Raw genomic sequence first — 15,483 nt, 5'->3', positions numbered from 1 at the left:
CGCGGGCCTATGCGGACGCGGCCCGCCGCCTCAAGGGCGAGACCGTCCCCATGACCATCCCGGCCGAGCGCCGCTCGTTCTTCAACCGCTTCCTCACCCGGAGGGCGGCATGAAACGGCTGGGCCTTCGCTCCCGCAGGGGGTCGGCGCCCGCGGCGCGCGACCGCCTCAAGCTCCTGCTCGCCCAGGAGCGCTCCGTGTTCGGCCGTCGCGACCTGATCGCGTCGCTGCGCGAGGACGTGCTGGCGGCCATCGCCAAGCACGTGACCGTGGACGGCGAGCGGGTGAGGATCAGTATGGAGCGCCGCGGCGGCATTCCGACCCTCGGGATCGACATCGAACTCCCGGCGCACAAGAGTATGGGCTTCGCCGGGGCCTGAGCCCGGCCGCCCTGCGCAGAGCACCCGGATGCCGTCCGACGCGCCGACGATCTACGCCAACGCCCTGATGGCGCTCAGCCTGCGCCGTCCGGGCATCCTTCAGGTGACGCTGGGCATCGCGGGCTTCACCGGCGAGGAGCCGGAGCCGGCGGTGCGCCTCGCCCTGCCCGACGACACCGTGGTCGAACTCGTCGAGGCCCTGGTGGAGGGCCTGCAGGCCGCCGCCGAGGCGGAGTCCGAGGACGACGAGGAGGAGACCGAGCCCTACGAGGCCTCGGTGGGCGACGTCGCCACCGCCGGGCTGCTCGCCACCACCCTCGCCACCGCCATGGGCGATGCGCTGAGCCTGCTCGCCGAGCGGCCCGACTTCCTCGACCGCCTCGGCGAGATCGAGGAACGCGCGCTCCTCACCACCCGCAACTCCGTCTCGGAGGGTGTATCCGTCGAGGATGAGGCGAAGGCGGTGCGCGACACCGTCTCGGTGCTCCAGAGCCTCTTCGCGCAGTGGCGGGCGGACCATGCGCCGCCCGCCTCTGACACGGCCCCGACCGACCCGCCGCCGGGCTGAGAGCCCTGCGGCGGCGTCATCCCGTCAGGCGGCGTCGCCGAGGGCCGGGTAGTCCGTGTAGCCGCGCGCGTCGCCACCGTAGAAGGTGGTGCGGTCGTAGCGGTTGAGGGCCGCGCCGCGGCGGATGCGCTCCGGCAGGTCCGGATTGGCGATGAACAGGCGCCCGAACGCCACCGCGTCCACGTGGCCGCTCGCCACCGCGGCGGCGGCGCTCTCGGGCGTGAAGCCGCCTGCCGCGATCAGCGGGCCGCCGAACCGCGCCTTGACGCGCGAGGCGGCGTCCGGCGCGTTCGGATCGAGGGCGTTCGTGTCGCTGGTCTGGTCGGCCCGCGGCTCCACCACGTGCAGGTAGGCGATGCCGCGCCGGCCGAGTTCGGCCGCGACGTGGTCGAACAGCGCGCCCGGATCGCTGTCCTGCATGCCGTTGAAGCGCCCCCAGGGCGAGATGCGCACCCCGACCCGGTCCGCCCCGATGGCGCCGGCCACGGCGTCCACCACCTCCAGGAGGAAGCGGGCGCGGTTCGGAATCGCGCCGCCGTAGCGGTCGCTGCGGCGGTTGGTGGAATCCTGCAGGAACTGGTCGATCAGGTAGCCGTTCGCGGCGTGGATCTCGACCCCGTCGGCACCGGCCTCGCGCGCGTTGAGGGCCGCCTGCCGGAAGAGGCCGACGAGGCCGGGGATCGCGGCCTCGTCGAGCGCTCGGGGCGTCTCGAACGGCACCGGGTTGAACCGGCGGTCCATGTGCTGGCCCGGGGCGGCGACGGCGGAGGGCGCCACCGGCAGGGCGCCGCCCGGCTGCATCGAGGAATGCGAGACCCGGCCCGTGTGCCAGATCTGGACGAACAGGGCGCCCCCCGCCGCGTGGACGGCCTCGGCGACGCCGCGCCAGCCGGCGATCTGCTCCGGTGAGTAGATGCCCGGCGCGCCGGGATAGCCGCGGGCCTGCTCGGCGATGTCGGTCGCCTCGGCGATCACGAGGCCGCCGCGGCTCGCGCGCTGGCCGTAATAGGCGGCGTTCAAGGGCTGGGGCACATCGCCGGGCTGGCGCGAGCGCATGCGCGTCAGCGGCGCCATCACGACGCGGTGATCGAGGCGGATCGCCCCCAGGGTCAGGGGCTCGAAGAGGGAATCAGTCGCCATGGTGGGAAGCGTGCTCCAGAACGGGACCGGCGCGCGGCCCCCGTCGTCTCGCGTCCGGGGCTCGCACGGGGCGTGCGCCCGCCGGACGGGACCAGAGATGGTCACTCGGCGGTGCGCCGGGAGACCTCGCTGCCGGCGCCCGCTCCGCGCAGTGCGCTTTCGCACATGCGAGACGGGTCAGGCGGCGCCGCGGTCCGGGGCGGCGTTGGCGTGCAGCGCGTCGCGCAAGGCCACGATCTCGTCGCGCAGCAGCTTCAGCCGCGCGGGCGACTGGCCGGCGGCGCAGACCACCGCCTCCGGGAACGGCAGCGCCTTCTGGCGCAGCGTCCGGCCCATCTCCGTCAGCGTGATCCGCATCAGCCGCTCGTCCTGCGTGTCGCGGCTGCGCGACACGAAGCCGGCGCTCTCCAGCCGCTTCATCAGCGGCGTGAGCGTGCCGGAATCGAGGTAGAGCCGCTGGCCGATGGTCTTCATCGTCTGGCCGTCCTCTTCCCAAAGGAGGAGGAGGACGAGATATTGCGGGTATGTCAGGCCGAGGCCGTCGAGCAGCGGTTTGTAGATGCGGTTGAAAGCGTGCGCGGCGGAGTAGACCGCGAAGCAGATCTGGCTGGCGAGGTGCAGGTCGCTCTCGCCGGTCTGGGGAGCCGGGGTCGGGGCGTACGTGCCTGACATGTCCGCCTCCTTGCGCGACGGCGCGCAGGTCCGGCACACGGCCGGAGGTGATGTGGGGTGAGCGCCCGAGAGCGCACAACCGCCACGATAGCGACTATGGGGTAGAAAAACAAATTGCAAAAAATTAGATTGCGCACTATGTGAATGCCCGACGGTCGAATGACCGCCGGATCCATCGGGCGAGATCAGCCCGTCCAGCCACGGAGAGCTTCGATGCCGGTCGACGTGAAGTACACCACCCAGGCCACCGCCACCGGGGGCCGCGACGGTCGTGCCAAGACCCAGGACGGCAGCCTCGACGTCAAGCTGACGACGCCGAAGGAACTCGGCGGCGGGGGCGGCGAGGGCAACAATCCCGAGCAGCTCTTCGCGGCCGGCTACTCGGCCTGCTTCCTCGGCGCCATGAAGTTCGTCGGCGGCCAGGAGAAGATCCAGGTCCCGGCCGACACCACCGTGACCGCCACCGTCGGCATCGGCCCGCGCTCCGAGGGCGGCTTCGGCATCACCGCCAACCTGAAGATCTCGCTGCCCGGCCTCGACCGCGCGACGGCCCAGACGCTGGTCGAGAAGGCGCACCAAGTCTGCCCGTACTCGAACGCCACCCGCGGCAACGTGAATGTCGGGCTCGAAGTGGTCTGAAAGCCGGCTTTCCAAGTTCAAGCCGACTCGGATCGCTGGGACGCCTGATCGGCTGTGCGCCTTCCTGACCAAGCACGGGAACCCCTCTCCCGGGTGGGAGAGGGGCAGGGGTGAGGGTGTGACGGTGCTGCAGTCAAGCGGGCAGCGTGGTGAGGGGAGCGGAACGGGTCAGGTTCGAGCACGAAGCGTGGTGCTGGTAGCGGGCAGCGTCGCGACTGCTTGCTGCACCCTCCCGCACCCCTACCCCTCTCCCACACGGGAGAGGGGATGCTGCCTGCCCTCATCAGGCGCATCCCACGTCCCGCATCCGGCGGCGCGCTCCGCCCATCCGGGGGCAGCCTGTCGTGACGGGCTCAGCCGGGTCGGCGCAGGCAGGACGCCGCGAGGGACAGGAAGGCGCGCGCGCGGTGCGACAGCGCCTCGCCCCGCTCCCAGTCGATCCCGTGCTTCTCCTCGGCGCCGAGTTCGCCGAAGGTGAGCGGGCTCTCGTCGGGCTTGAACATCGGGTCGTAGCCGAAGCCGCGCGTGCCGCGCGGGGGCCAGACCAAGTCGCCGAAGACGCGCCCCTCGAAAAGCTCCTCGTGGCCGTCCGGCCACGCCAGGACCAGCGCGGAGACGAAGTGCGCCCGGCGGTCGGTGGCCCCACGCGCCGCCAGTTCGCGCTCGATGCGCGCCATCGCGCCGGAAAAGTCCTTCGAGCCGCCGGACCAGCGCGCCGAGAAGAGGCCCGGCGCGCCGTCGAGCGCGTCGACGCAGAGGCCGGAATCATCCGCGAAGGCGGGAAGGCCGGTGATCGAGGCGGCGCTGCGCGCCTTGATCGCCGCGTTCTCGGCGAACATCGTGCCGGTCTCCTCCGGCTCGGGCAGCTTGAGTTCGCCCGCCGAGACCGCCTCGACGCCGAAGGGCGCGAGCAGGTCGCGCATCTCCGTGAGCTTGCCGCTGTTGTGGGTCGCGATGACGACCCGGCCGGAGAGGATCCGGCCCATCAGCCCACCGCCTGCTTCTGCAGCGCGACGAGCTGCGCCACGCCGCCCTTGGCGAGGCGCAGCAGGCCCAGGAACTCCTCCTCCGAGAACGGCGCGGCCTCGGCGGTGCCCTGCACTTCGACGATGCCGCCCGATCCCGTGATGACGAAGTTGGCGTCGGTGTCTGCGGCCGAATCCTCGTCGTAGTCGAGGTCGAGGATCGGCGTGCCCTTGTGGATGCCGCAGGAGACCGCCGCAACATGGTCGCGCATCGGATCGACCGAGATGATCGAGCGCCCGCGCATCCAGGTGAAACACTCGTGCAGCGCCACCCAGGCGCCGGTGATGGAGGCGGTGCGGGTGCCGCCATCGGCCTGCAGCACGTCGCAGTCGATCACGATCTGGCGCTCGCCGATCGCCGGCAGGTTGACCACCGCGCGCAGCGAGCGGCCGATCAGCCGCTGGATCTCCTGCGTGCGGCCCGACGGCTTGCCCGCGTTCACCTCGCGCCGGTTGCGCTCGTGGGTGGCGCGCGGGAGCATGGCGTACTCGGCCGTGACCCAGCCCTTGCCGGAGCCCCGCAGCCAGGGCGGACCGCGCTCCTCCAGCGAGGCGGTGCAGAGCACCCGCGTCTCCCCGAAGGTGACGAGGCAGGAGCCCTCGGCGTAGCGCGCCACGCCGCGCTCCAGCGTGACCTTGCGCATGTCGTCGGGCGCACGCTTGGACGGACGCATCGGGCTCTCCTGAAACCAGCACGGGCCCGCGCTCTTAGGCGCTGGCGCCCTCAGCAGCAAGCGGTGCGCCAAAAGCCCGGACGCGCGGGGCGTCCGGGCCGGCAGGCTCCCGCTCAGTAGCGGTAGTGGCGGTGATGCCGGTGGTGCCAGTGGCGGTGATGATGACGGTGATGCCAGTGGCCGTGATGCCGGCGGTGATGCCAGTGGCGATGGTGGTGGTGACGGTGGCCCCAGCCGTGATGGTGGTGGCGGCCTTGGACCTGGATCAGGGGCGAGCCTGCGGCCTCGGCGACCGCCGGTGCGGGCGCGAAGGGTGCGGCCGTCGCGCTGCCGGGAGCCCCGAAGACGAGGCCGGCCGCCAGGAGGGCCGCGACGGCGAGGAGCCGGCGCGCGCGTGTCACGAATGCAGTGGTGTTCGACATGGCGTACTCCGAGGTGTGGACGCGGGTGAGCCCGGAAGCTCATGAGAGGCAGGATGGGCGCGCGCGGATGAACGGAGTCTGACGCGGCTGAGCGCGATCACCGCCGCAGCGGCGACGCGGCGCGGCGCTGTGCGCTTGCACACGCCGCGCGACCGTCTCACATTGATTGTCCTGTCAGTCCCATCGGTTGATGAACACGCGCGACCTCCCTCCCCTGCCCGCCGGCTCCGGCCATGCCCGCAGCCTCGCCGAGTTGAACGACCGCTCGCGCGAGATCTTCCGTCAGATCGTCGAGAGCTACCTCGCGACCGGCGAGCCGGTGGGCTCGCGCAATCTCGCCCGCATCCTGCCGATCGCGCTCTCGCCGGCCTCGGTGCGCAACGTGATGGCGGATCTGGAGCATGCGGGGCTGATCTACGCGCCCCACACCAGCGCCGGCCGCCTGCCCACCGAGACGGGCCTGCGCTTCTTCGTCGATGCCCTGCTCGAACTCGGCGATGTCGGCCAGGAGGAGCAGGGGCGCATCGAGGCCCAGATGCGGGCCGCCGCCTCTCGCCACACCTTCGAGAGCGCGCTCACCGAGGCGTCCGTTTTGCTCTCGGGCATCTCGCGCGGCGCGGGCGTTGTGATGACCACGAAGCAGAACGCCAACCTGCGCCACGTCGAGTTCGTCCGCCTCGATCCCGGCCGCGCCCTGGTGGTGCTGGTCTCCGACGACGGCTCGGTGGAGAACCGGCTCCTCGACCTGCCGCCGGGCCTGCCCGCGGGGGCGCTGCAGGAGGCCTCGAACTTCCTCAACGCCCGCATCCGCGGCCGCACGCTCGGCGAGGTGCGGGCGGAGATCGAGGCGGGCCGCGAGGCGATGAAGCGCGAGCTCGACGCGCTCACCGAGCGGCTGGTGGAGGCGGGGCTGGCCCGGGCGGTGGGGCCGAGCGACGAGCGCCAGCTGATCGTGCGCGGTCAGGCCAACCTGCTGGAGGATCTGCGCGCGGCCGAGGACCTAGAGCGGATCCGCCTGCTGTTCAGTGACCTCGAGAGTCAGAAGGACGTCATCGACCTCTTGGTGCGCGCCGAGGGCGGCGAGGGCGTGCGCATCTTCATCGGCTCGGAAAACAAGCTGTTTTCGCTCTCCGGCTCGTCGATGATCGCCGCCCCCTTCCGGGACGGACGCCAAAAGATCGTCGGCGTGGTCGGGGTGATCGGCCCGACCCGGCTCAACTACGCCCGCATCGTGCCGATGGTCGACTTCACCGCCCGCGTCGTGTCGCGGATGCTGGAGAGCGGGCGGGGCTGAAACGCGATCGGCCGGCCCGGGAGCCGGACCGGCCGAGGTCTTGGTGGGGGCAGCCCGCGCCGGAGCGGTCACCGGCCCGGCGAAGGCCGCCGCGGGCTCACGACCGGATCACGTCCACGATCTCGAAGGTGTCGGGATCGATGATGACGATGTCGTCCTCGACCAGCACGTAGCGGAAGCCGCGATAGGCCGGCACCAGCGAGACGATCGTCGGCGGCAGGGTGTGCAGCGTCACCGAGCGCGGCACCGCCGTGCCGACCGACAGCGAGAAATTGACGCCGCGCACCGGGCGCACGCCCGCGTTCACGATCGTCTGGCGGAACTCGGTGCGCTGGCGCGTGTCGAGCCGCGAGGCCGCGCCGCGGGCCTCGCCGATCGCCCCCGTCCGCTCGCCCCGGTCGCCGCGCACGCCGTCGCGGTCTCCCCGCTCGCCCCGGTCGGCGGCGCGGTCGCCCCGCTCACCGGGCCGATCACCCCGCTCGCCGGGCCGCTCGGCCGCGCGGTCGCCGCGCTCCCCGGCGCCGCCCGCTCGCTCGGTCCCGCCGCGCGGGCCGCCCTGCTCGGCGGTGCCGCGGCCGGTGCCCTCGCCGGCCCGGCCGGCGTTGCCGCCTGGCTGGCCACCCGGCTGGCCGCCGGGCTGCTGCGCGGTGCCGCGCTCGCCGCCCGCCGTCGTGCCGCCGGCCCCGCCCGGACCGCCGGCCGCTCCGCGCCCGCCGCCGGCGCCACCGCCCTGCCCCATCCCGGCGCCACCGGCTCCGCCAGCGCCGCCGCCTCCACCGGCCCCGAGGCCGCCGCCCGCGCCGCCGCCTGCGCCACCCCCGGCTCCGCCACCGACGCCGGCGCCGCCTCCGCCGCCCCCGGCACCGCCGCCGCCCGCACCGCCGGCGCCGCCACCCTGGGCGAGCGCGGTCGCGGCGCCGAGCGCCAGAACAGCCGCGGTCAAGGTTCCTCGAACGAGCTTGCTCATCTGTGTCTCCTCGTCAGGACCGGGCAGGCCATTCGTGCGGGACCCGCCGAAGTGAGCCCGCAACGGCGTCGCGGAGTTTTTGGTTCCGCGACCGACGAGGAGCGACGGCTCAGCCGAGCGCCTCCGCCACGGCCTGCCCGCAGGCGGCGGTGTCGGCGTTGCCGCCGAGATCGCGGGTGCGCAGCGTCCGCTCGGAGAGCACCCGCTCGATGCCGGCGACGATCTCGGCCGCCGCTTCGCGCTCGCCGAGATGCTCCAGCATCATCGCGCCCGACCAGATCTGGCCGATCGGATTGGCGATGCCTTGGCCCGCGATGTCGGGGGCCGAGCCGTGCACCGGCTCGAACACCGAGGGAAACAGCCGGTCCGGGTTGATGTTGCCCGACGGCGCGATGCCGATCGTGCCGGTGCAGGCAGGGCCGAGATCCGACAGGATGTCGCCGAACAGGTTAGAGGCGACCACCACGTCGAAGCGGTCCGGGTTCAGCACGAAATGGGCGGTGAGGATATCGATGTGGTACTGGTCCCACCGTACCTCGGGGTAGTGCTCGGCCATCGCGCGCACCCGCTCGTCCCAGTACGGCATGGTGATCGAGATGCCGTTCGACTTCGTGGCCGAGGTCAGGTGCTTCTTGGGCCGGCTCTGCGCCAGCTCGAAGGCGAAGCGCAGCACCCGGTCGGTGCCGTGCCGGGTGAAGATCGATTCCTGCACGGCGAATTCGCGCTCGGTGCCGGCGAACATCCGCCCGCCCGCGTTCGAGTACTCGCCTTCGGTATTTTCGCGGACCACCCAGAAGTCGATGTCGCCGGGCTGGCGGTTGGCCAGCGGGCTCGGCACGCCCGGCATCAGCCGCACCGGGCGCAGGTTGATGTACTGGTCGAACTCGCGCCGAAAAAGGATGAGCGAGCCCCAGAGCGAGACGTGGTCCGGAATCTTGTCCGGCCAGCCGACCGCGCCGAAGAAGATGGCGTCGTGGCTGCCGATCTGCGCCTTCCAGTCCTCCGGCATCATGCGGCCGTGCTTGGCGTAGTAGTCGTAGGAGGCGAAGTCGAACCAGTCCTGCTCCAGGGTGAATCCGTGGCGCTTGGCCGCCTGCTCCAGGACCCGCACGCCCTCCGGCACCGTCTCCTTGCCGATCCCGTCCCCGGGGATCACCGCGATGCGGTAGCGGCGCTGGTTCGTCGTCATACTGGCCTCCCTGCGTCCTCGCGACATTCGTCGCCGCGGTGTCCGGCTCCGCGTCGCGCATCCGCAGGCGGCGGTCAATCGCCGGCGGGGTCCGCGCGCTCCATCAGGGCGCCGGCCGGGCGGTGCGGTAGGGCCCGATCATGATCATGCCGATCGCCGCCAGCAGCGCCGTGCCGGCGCCGAACAGGATCGGGCTCGAGGCCGAATCCGCGGCTTCGCGCACGATGCCCGCCACCACCGGCAGGCCCGTCATGGTGAGATAGAAGCAGAGATAGAACACGCCCATGCCGCTCGACCGGGCCTCGGCCGAGAGCAGTTCGCCCGGCAGCGAGAGCAGCAGCCCCGCCGGCAGGCCGAAGAGCAGCGCGAGGACGAGCAGCGCCAGGATCGACTGGTTGGTGAGGGCCAGCGCGAGGGCGGCGCCCGCGACCAGCACGAGGCTCGTCACCGAGAACGCGGTCGGGCGGCCCACGCGCTGCGCGATCAGGCCCCCGCCCGGCAGGACCAGCACCAGCACCCAGCCGAGGATGCTGGTGATGAGGCCGGCGGTCTCCACGCGGTAGCCGTTGGCCAGGAAGAGGTCGGGTGCGGCCGAGACGAAGATGACGAGCGAGACGTTGTAGAGCCCCCAGATCAGCCCCGCGCCCGCCGCGAGCGCGTATTCGCGCGTCGGGATCGACGCTGTCCGCAGTTTCTGGCCGGGCGTGGCCGCCGGGGGATCGGTGTAGAGCGCCTGCACGAGGACCAGCGCCGCCACGCTCGCCACGGCGCTCGCGGCTGCGACGCTCGCCCAGCCATACGCGATGGCGAGCGCCGGCAGCGTGACGAGCGCGAGCGCGATGCCGAGCGGCCAGCTCGCCACGAAGATGCCGAAGGCGGCCACCATCTCGCGCCCGACGAACCAGTCCGTCACCATGCGGGTGAGGACCACGTTGAGGAGCGCCGCGCCCGCGCCGCTGACGATGCGGCCGGAAAACAGCGCGCCGGTCGAGAGGCTCGCCATCATGACGCCGCCGAGCGCCATCAGCGCGAGGCCCGCGAGCACGATCGGCTTGCCCCCGAACCGGTGGGCCAGGAACCCGCCGGGCAGCGCCAGGACGATGCCCGGCAGCATGTGGCAGCCGATCAGGAGGCCCAGCCCCGCGAAATCGAGGCCGCCGTCCTGCACCAGCGCGAAGGAGGCGGCGGCCACCGACTGGAACTGGTAGGCGATGACCGTCCGGGCCGCGAAGAGAACGGCCAGCATCAGCCACCGCCGGTGCCTCATCGCCGTGCCGTCCTCAAGGCCGCGCGCCGGATCAGAGGGTGAGGCCCGCGCCCGCCGGGCGCAGCTCCATCGGCCAGATCGCGCCCGGCAGTCCGGCCTCCGGCACCAGCGGCATGGCCGGCTCGAACAGGCCCGCGCGCTCGGCCGGGGTCGAGGCGAGGAAGGGGTGCCGCTCCAAGACCTGCTCCCTCACCGCGCGGTAATCCACCACCGACAGCCCCACCGGCTTGGCGAGCTTCGGGTAGGGCCGCGCCTCGCACAGTTCGATAGCGCTCCAGTAGCGCCGGTAGAACGCCCGGTGCTCCGGCCGGATGGCGAGCAGGATCCAGTCACCGTCGAAATGCTCCATCGCCAGCCATGCGAGGCGCAGCGTGAGGTAGGGCAGCTCCGGCAGGTGGCGAGAGATCGCGTGGCGCGCCACGAAGCGCGTCGGATCGACGACGACCGCGCCGGCGGCGATCTTCGGCCCGACGAATTCCGGAAAGACCGCGGTGGTCGGCAGGGCGTGCTGCCGGGGCAGCGTGACGCTGAGCCGGATCGACCCGGCGAGCTCGTCGTCGACGTAGACCCCGAACAGGAAGGTGTTGTCCTGATCATCGACCGGATCGTGGAACCGTCCCGCCGCGCAGGCGTCGATCGCGCCCTCCCGCAGGTAGGCGTCGTAGCGCAACCGGAAGATGTCGTCGCGATCGTCTTCATCGACGGCACGCCGATACGTCACGCGCGACAGGAGAGACTTCGCACGGACGTTCAGACCCTGCTGACGCGCGGCGTTGATCGACGACATCACGATGCCCTTGCTTTGAAGTAAGGGAACCTTAACCGAGTTTCCGTATCCCGGCACGCGTAACCCTTCATTAAGCTTAACGCAGCACGAGGGTTTGAGGAGGGCGCCGGTCGGGCGGTGCGAGGTCACGCGGGGGTCGCCGATCGGACGCTCCGGCGCCGCTCTATCAATCCAGATGACCGCACGAGACGGTGTTCCGGTCCGATTGGTCCCACTCACGAAGGTCCGATTGGTCGAACGTTAATCTCATCGAAGGACGGTTCATTCAGCTTGACGGGCGTTCACTGTCGTTGGAGCGCCCGCGTGCAATCTCGATCGGCACAGGCGGCGGAGGACGTCGTCGCGCATCCCGGCCCGGACGTCAGCCGTGCGTGGTCGTCCCTGACCGAGGCCAACCGGCTCCTGCGGATGGCCGAGGAGATGGCCCATGTGGGCCACTGGCAGTTCAACCAGACCACTGGCCAGGGGTATTTCTCCGACGAGGCGCTGCGCATCTTCGGATTCCGGCAGGCAGGACCCCAGCTCACGCGGGCGGACGTGCTGGCCGCCTATCATCCCGACGACCACGAGCGGGTCACCTCGCTGCTGCGCCGGCACATCGAGACCTGTACGCGCTTCGAGTATCCGGCGCGCATCGTCCGGCCCGACGGCGAGATCCGGGCGGTCCTCGTGCGCGGGCTCTGCGACCGCGATCCGGCGGGGACCGCCGTCATCACCTTCGGCACCGTGCTCGACGTCACGGAGATGCGGCGCACCGAGGAGCGGCTCCAGGCGACCACCGCGCTCCTCACCACCACCCTCGACACCATGGAGCAGGGGCTCGTCATGGTGGATGGGGGCGGCACCGTCGCGGTCTCCAACCGCCGGGCGAGCGAGCTGCTCGGGCTCGATCCGGCCTTCCTGGCCGGCCAGCCCTCCCTCGCCGAGCTGCGGCGCGCGCTCGCCGGGGCGGGCGAGGACGCGCTCCTCGGGGCGATCCTGCGCGGCGGAGAGGCGGGGTCCGTTCTCCCCTCCCCGGCCGAGGAGCGGACGCGCACGAACGGCATGGTGCTGGACGTCCGCAGCATCGCCCTGAGCGGCGGCGGCGCGCTGCGCACTCTCACCGACATCACCGAGCGCAAGCGCGCCGAGGAGCGGGTCGCGGCGAGCGAGGCCCGCCTGCGCGCGCTCACCGACGCCCTCCCGCAAATGGTCTGGCTGGAGGATGCGGACGGCGAGGTCACCTACGCCAATCCGCGGCTTCGCGACTTCTTCGGGTCGGCCCTCTATGTCCGCCTCGCCGACCGGGTCCAGCTCTACCATCCGGGCGATGCGCGGCGCCTGAACCGTGCCCATACGCGGGCGCGCGCCACGCAATCGGCGACCTCGGCGGAGGGCCGCCTGCGGCGACGCGACGGCGTCTATCGCTGGCACAAGCTCGTGAGCGTCCCGGTCGCGCGCGAGGACGGCGGCGTCGAGTGGCTGAGCACGGCGCTCGACATCGACGAGATCGTCACCGCTCGGGAGGCCCTGCGCACCAGCGAGGAGCGCCTCACCATGGCGCTCGATGCGGGCAGCGACGGCCTCTGGGACCGCGACCTGATGCGCTGCCGCTCCTGGCACTCGGAGCGCTGGCACACCATGCTGGGCTACGCGCCGGGCGAACTCGGCGGCCAGGGCCGCGACTGGGAGGACCTGATCCACCCCGACGACCGGGAGCGGGCGCTGCGCCTGTTCGCCGACCACATCGAGGGGCGCACGCCGATCTACGAGTGCGAGCACCGCCTGCTGACCAAGGCCGGGACCTTCGCCTGGGTCCTCTCGCGCGGCAAGGTGGTGGAGCGCAGCCGCACCGGGGCGCCCACCCGCGTCGTCGGCACCCACATCGACATCAGCGCCCGCAAGGTCGCCGAGGCGCAGATCGCCCACATGGCGCGCCACGACCCGCTGACCGGCCTGTCGAACCGCACGCTGTTTCGCGAGCGGCTGGACCAGCACCTCGCCGACATCGCCCACCAGGGCGGCTCGCTGGCCGTCCTGTGCCTCGACCTCGACCGCTTCAAGGCGGTCAACGACACGCTCGGGCACCCGGCGGGCGACACGCTGCTCGAAGCCGTGGCGCGGCGCCTCCAGGGCCTTCTGCGCGTCGAGGACACGGTGGCGCGGCTCGGCGGCGACGAGTTCGCGATCCTGCAATCCGGCAGCCGCAGCGCCCAGGACGCCGCCGCGCTCGCCCGCCGGGTGCTGGCCCAGCTGAGCGAGCCCTTCGCGGTGGCCGGCCGCGACGTGCGGATCGGCGTGAGCATCGGCATCGCGATGGCGCCCGAGCACGGCCTCTCCGGCACGATGCTGTTCGGCCGCGCCGATCTCGCGCTCTACCGCGCCAAGGCGGAGGGGCGGAACGCCTTCCGGTTCTTCGATGCGGCCATGGATGCGGCGGTCGAGGCGCGCGAGCGGCTCGAACTCGATCTGCGCGGCGCCCTCGCCCGCGACGAGTTCGTGCTGCACTACCAGCCGATCATCGGCCTCGCGACCGGGCAGGTGGTGGGGCGCGAGGCGCTGCTGCGCTGGCGCCACCCGGTGCGCGGCCTCGTCTCTCCGGGCGAGTTCATCCCGCTCGCCGAGGAGACGCGCCTCATCGTGGAGATCGGGGCCTGGGCGCTGCGGCAGGCCTGCGCCGATGCGCTGGCCTTCGGCGACAAGGCCCACATCGCCGTCAACGTCTCGGCGGTGCAGTTCCGGCAGCCCGGCTTCGCCCACACGGTATTGGCCGCGCTCTGCGCCTCGGGTCTGCCGCCGAACCGGCTCGAACTCGAGATCACCGAGACGATGCTGATGCAGGAGGCGGAGTCGCTCATCGCCACCCTGACGGTGCTGCGCGACCTCGGCGTGAGCATCGCGCTCGACGATTTCGGCACCGGCTATTCCAGCCTGAGCTACCTGCGCCGCTTTCCCTTCGACAAGATCAAGATCGACCGCTCCTTCGTGGCCGACATCGCCAACCCGGAGACGGCCGCGATCGTGCGGGCCATCGTGGGCCTGGGCGCGAGCCTCGGCATGCGCGTCACGGCCGAGGGCGTCGAGACCGAGGCGCAGCGCGCGATCCTGCGCAGCGAGGGCTGCGACGAGGCGCAGGGCTACCTGATCGGGCGCCCGGCGCCGCTGGCGAGCGCGGCCGAACCGCGCCGCCGCGCCGGCTGAGCCGGCGACGCGGGCGCGGTCGGCGGGTCAGCCGCGACGATGCCGGTCCGGCGCGGACGACCGCGCCGGAGCCCGGCGGATCAGGAGCCTTCGAGGGTGAAGCCGACCTTCAGCGTCACTTGGTAGTGCAGCACCTTGCCGTCGGCGACGTCGCCGCGGGTCGAGACCACCTCGAACCAGCGCAGGTTGCGGATGGTCTCCGCCGCGCGCCGGACCGCGACGTCGATGGCGTCGGAAACGCTCTCCTTCGAGGTCCCGACGAGTTCGATCACCTTGAAGACGTGGTCCGCCATCGCGGCCTCCCTGTCATGTCCGGGCGTGCGGCCGCCGGAGATCGGCCCGCCGCGGGATGCATCGGGTCGAGACGGCGCGGCCGTGACGGCCCGGATGGGATGCTACCAGCCGTCCGCTCGCACCGCCACGCGCGGACGCCTTGCCCGGATTCCGGCCGGATGGTGCGGTGCGGCAGCCCGCCCCTTTCCGGCTGGGGCGGTGACACCCACATCAGCGTGGCTCTTCCGTCGTCTCCGGACTTCCCTTGCTCAGGATCCTCCTTCTCGCGTTCGCGCTCGTCTTCCTCGCGCCGATCGCGGTCTCGGCCGCGCTCTACTACCTGCAGGACCGGGGCGACTGGCGCTCGGCCGATCGGTCGAGCGCCGGGCTCCTGCCGGCCCCCCTCGCCCATCCCGAGGCGATCGTGCGCGTGTTCTCGGCCCGCACCGTGAGCTGGCGCGGCATCGTCGCCACCCACAGCTGGATCGTCGTCAAGGAGGCGGGCGCCTCGGCCTACCAGCGCTTCGACTACACGGCCTGGGGCCTGCCGATCTGGGTGGACCGCTTCGTGCCGGACGGGCGCTGGTTCGGCAGCACGCCGGAGATCGTCTTCGCGGCCGACGGGGCGGAGGCGGAGCGGATGATCCCGCGCATCCGCGACGCGGTCCGCACCTACCGCTACGACAAGCCGGGCGACTACCAGGCGTGGCCCGGGCCGAACTCGAACACCTTCGTGGCGGCGGTGATGAGCGCCGTGCCGGAGATGCGCGCGAGCCTGCCGGCCACCGCGATCGGCAAGGATTTTCCCTATGACGGCCGCTGGATCGGCCTGACCCCGTCGCGCACCGGCGTGCGGATGAATCTCGGGGGCTATCTCGGCTTCACCCTCGGCTGGGTGGAGGGGCTGGAGGTCAACATCCTGGGCGCCGTGGCGGGGCTCGACATCCGCCGGCCGGGGGTGAAGCTGCCCGCGCTCGGCCGCTTCGGCGTCTGATGAATCGGGGAGC

The 15,483-nt window shown here is 72.1% G+C and carries 16 protein-coding genes and 1 pseudogene; 7 read left to right on the top strand and 10 right to left on the bottom strand.

Annotation, left to right across the window (positions count from 1 at the left end; genetic code table 11):
- The 3 genes and pseudogenes from ACKUB9_RS25005 to ACKUB9_RS24995 all read left to right on the top strand — a co-directional run.
- Window positions 1-113, top strand: a pseudogene (locus ACKUB9_RS25005) (septum site-determining protein MinD); the annotation flags it as partial.
- Entirely contained in the window at window positions 110-379 is a 270-nt protein-coding gene (gene minE / locus ACKUB9_RS25000; protein ID WP_407528221.1) for a cell division topological specificity factor MinE, read from the top strand. The pseudogene ACKUB9_RS25005 and the gene minE, both read left to right, overlap by 4 nt.
- Before the next feature lie 28 nt (window positions 380-407).
- Complete coding sequence (locus ACKUB9_RS24995) at window positions 408-947, top strand: hypothetical protein (protein ID WP_407528218.1); 540 nt, start codon at window positions 408-410, stop codon at window positions 945-947.
- A 24-nt stretch (window positions 948-971) separates the two neighbouring features.
- On the opposite strand, the gene ACKUB9_RS24990 is transcribed toward ACKUB9_RS24995, so the two are convergent.
- Both ACKUB9_RS24990 and ACKUB9_RS24985 read right to left on the bottom strand, forming a co-directional pair.
- Window positions 972-2,087 (bottom strand): alkene reductase, encoded by a 1,116-nt coding sequence (locus ACKUB9_RS24990; protein ID WP_407528215.1) that lies wholly within the window; start codon window positions 2,085-2,087, stop codon window positions 972-974.
- A gap of 177 nt (window positions 2,088-2,264) precedes the next feature.
- A complete protein-coding gene (locus ACKUB9_RS24985) occupies window positions 2,265-2,759 on the bottom strand; it encodes a MarR family winged helix-turn-helix transcriptional regulator (RefSeq protein WP_407528212.1) in 495 nt (164 codons plus the stop codon).
- A 213-nt stretch (window positions 2,760-2,972) separates the two neighbouring features.
- Between ACKUB9_RS24985 and ACKUB9_RS24980 the strand changes: the two genes are divergently transcribed.
- Window positions 2,973-3,398 carry an organic hydroperoxide resistance protein gene (locus ACKUB9_RS24980; RefSeq protein WP_407528210.1) on the top strand — a complete coding sequence of 142 codons (426 nt, stop codon included), beginning with the start codon at window positions 2,973-2,975 and terminating at the stop codon, window positions 3,396-3,398.
- A gap of 353 nt (window positions 3,399-3,751) precedes the next feature.
- On the opposite strand, the gene rdgB is transcribed toward ACKUB9_RS24980, so the two are convergent.
- The 3 genes from rdgB to ACKUB9_RS24965 form a co-directional block, all read right to left on the bottom strand.
- Window positions 3,752-4,384 (bottom strand): RdgB/HAM1 family non-canonical purine NTP pyrophosphatase, encoded by a 633-nt coding sequence (gene rdgB / locus ACKUB9_RS24975; protein WP_407528207.1) that lies wholly within the window; start codon window positions 4,382-4,384, stop codon window positions 3,752-3,754.
- On the bottom strand, window positions 4,384-5,097 hold the full coding sequence (gene rph, locus ACKUB9_RS24970; RefSeq protein ID WP_407528204.1) for a ribonuclease PH: 714 nt from the start codon (window positions 5,095-5,097) through the stop codon (window positions 4,384-4,386). Before rph ends, rdgB begins: the two co-directional genes overlap by 1 nt.
- 113 nt (window positions 5,098-5,210) lie before the next feature.
- A complete protein-coding gene (locus ACKUB9_RS24965) occupies window positions 5,211-5,519 on the bottom strand; it encodes a hypothetical protein (protein WP_407528202.1) in 309 nt (102 codons plus the stop codon).
- A 190-nt stretch (window positions 5,520-5,709) separates the two neighbouring features.
- Between ACKUB9_RS24965 and hrcA the strand changes: the two genes are divergently transcribed.
- Window positions 5,710-6,813: a heat-inducible transcriptional repressor HrcA gene (gene hrcA / locus ACKUB9_RS24960; RefSeq protein ID WP_407528199.1), complete on the top strand. Its 1,104-nt coding sequence runs from the start codon at window positions 5,710-5,712 to the stop codon at window positions 6,811-6,813.
- Window positions 6,814-6,910: 97 nt separating this feature from the next.
- Here the strand turns inward: hrcA and ACKUB9_RS24955 are convergent, their stop codons facing one another.
- The 4 genes from ACKUB9_RS24955 to ACKUB9_RS24940 form a co-directional block, all read right to left on the bottom strand.
- Window positions 6,911-7,780 (bottom strand): DUF1236 domain-containing protein, encoded by an 870-nt coding sequence (locus tag ACKUB9_RS24955; RefSeq protein ID WP_407528196.1) that lies wholly within the window; start codon window positions 7,778-7,780, stop codon window positions 6,911-6,913.
- Window positions 7,781-7,889: 109 nt separating this feature from the next.
- On the bottom strand, window positions 7,890-8,969 hold the full coding sequence (locus tag ACKUB9_RS24950) for a tartrate dehydrogenase (protein ID WP_407528193.1): 1,080 nt from the start codon (window positions 8,967-8,969) through the stop codon (window positions 7,890-7,892).
- A gap of 103 nt (window positions 8,970-9,072) precedes the next feature.
- The gene (locus ACKUB9_RS24945; RefSeq protein WP_407528191.1) at window positions 9,073-10,236 is read right to left on the bottom strand and encodes an MFS transporter; all 1,164 of its coding nucleotides are present in this window, start codon (window positions 10,234-10,236) and stop codon (window positions 9,073-9,075) included.
- A gap of 31 nt (window positions 10,237-10,267) precedes the next feature.
- A complete protein-coding gene (locus ACKUB9_RS24940) occupies window positions 10,268-11,023 on the bottom strand; it encodes an N-acyl amino acid synthase FeeM domain-containing protein (RefSeq protein ID WP_407528188.1) in 756 nt (251 codons plus the stop codon).
- A gap of 303 nt (window positions 11,024-11,326) precedes the next feature.
- Between ACKUB9_RS24940 and ACKUB9_RS24935 the strand changes: the two genes are divergently transcribed.
- Window positions 11,327-14,203, top strand: a complete 2,877-nt coding sequence (locus ACKUB9_RS24935) for an EAL domain-containing protein (RefSeq protein ID WP_407528185.1) — start codon at window positions 11,327-11,329, stop codon at window positions 14,201-14,203.
- 80 nt (window positions 14,204-14,283) lie between these two features.
- Here the strand turns inward: ACKUB9_RS24935 and ACKUB9_RS24930 are convergent, their stop codons facing one another.
- Window positions 14,284-14,496 carry a dodecin gene (locus tag ACKUB9_RS24930; protein ID WP_407528182.1) on the bottom strand — a complete coding sequence of 71 codons (213 nt, stop codon included), beginning with the start codon at window positions 14,494-14,496 and terminating at the stop codon, window positions 14,284-14,286.
- Between the two features lie 254 nt (window positions 14,497-14,750).
- On the opposite strand from ACKUB9_RS24930, the gene ACKUB9_RS24925 reads away from it, so the two are divergent.
- On the top strand, window positions 14,751-15,470 hold the full coding sequence (locus ACKUB9_RS24925) for a DUF3750 domain-containing protein (RefSeq protein ID WP_407528234.1): 720 nt from the start codon (window positions 14,751-14,753) through the stop codon (window positions 15,468-15,470).
- Window positions 15,471-15,483 lie beyond the last annotated feature (13 nt).

This window comes from Methylobacterium oryzisoli (assembly GCF_046557895.1).
Taxonomy (GTDB): Bacteria; Pseudomonadota; Alphaproteobacteria; order Rhizobiales; family Beijerinckiaceae; genus Methylobacterium; species Methylobacterium oryzisoli.
This window is presented reverse-complemented; position numbering and strand designations above follow the sequence as displayed.

Excerpts from the sequence above, each read along its gene's own strand:
- ACKUB9_RS24950 (WP_407528193.1), bottom strand. The coding sequence starts at position 8,969 with ATGACGACGAACCAGCGCCGCTACCGCATCGCGGTGATCCCCGGGGAC.
- ACKUB9_RS24980 (WP_407528210.1), top strand. The coding sequence starts at position 2,973 with ATGCCGGTCGACGTGAAGTACACCACCCAGGCCACCGCCACCGGGGGC.
- ACKUB9_RS24945 (WP_407528191.1), bottom strand. The coding sequence starts at position 10,236 with ATGAGGCACCGGCGGTGGCTGATGCTGGCCGTTCTCTTCGCGGCCCGG.
- ACKUB9_RS24990 (WP_407528215.1), bottom strand. The coding sequence starts at position 2,087 with ATGGCGACTGATTCCCTCTTCGAGCCCCTGACCCTGGGGGCGATCCGC.
- rdgB (WP_407528207.1), bottom strand. The coding sequence starts at position 4,384 with ATGGGCCGGATCCTCTCCGGCCGGGTCGTCATCGCGACCCACAACAGC.
- ACKUB9_RS24940 (WP_407528188.1), bottom strand. The coding sequence starts at position 11,023 with ATGTCGTCGATCAACGCCGCGCGTCAGCAGGGTCTGAACGTCCGTGCG.
- hrcA (WP_407528199.1), top strand. The coding sequence starts at position 5,710 with ATGAACACGCGCGACCTCCCTCCCCTGCCCGCCGGCTCCGGCCATGCC.
- ACKUB9_RS24965 (WP_407528202.1), bottom strand. The coding sequence starts at position 5,519 with ATGTCGAACACCACTGCATTCGTGACACGCGCGCGCCGGCTCCTCGCC.
- ACKUB9_RS24955 (WP_407528196.1), bottom strand. The coding sequence starts at position 7,780 with ATGAGCAAGCTCGTTCGAGGAACCTTGACCGCGGCTGTTCTGGCGCTC.
- minE (WP_407528221.1), top strand. The coding sequence starts at position 110 with ATGAAACGGCTGGGCCTTCGCTCCCGCAGGGGGTCGGCGCCCGCGGCG.
- rph (WP_407528204.1), bottom strand. The coding sequence starts at position 5,097 with ATGCGTCCGTCCAAGCGTGCGCCCGACGACATGCGCAAGGTCACGCTG.
- ACKUB9_RS24985 (WP_407528212.1), bottom strand. The coding sequence starts at position 2,759 with ATGTCAGGCACGTACGCCCCGACCCCGGCTCCCCAGACCGGCGAGAGC.
- ACKUB9_RS24930 (WP_407528182.1), bottom strand. The coding sequence starts at position 14,496 with ATGGCGGACCACGTCTTCAAGGTGATCGAACTCGTCGGGACCTCGAAG.
- ACKUB9_RS24995 (WP_407528218.1), top strand. The coding sequence starts at position 408 with ATGCCGTCCGACGCGCCGACGATCTACGCCAACGCCCTGATGGCGCTC.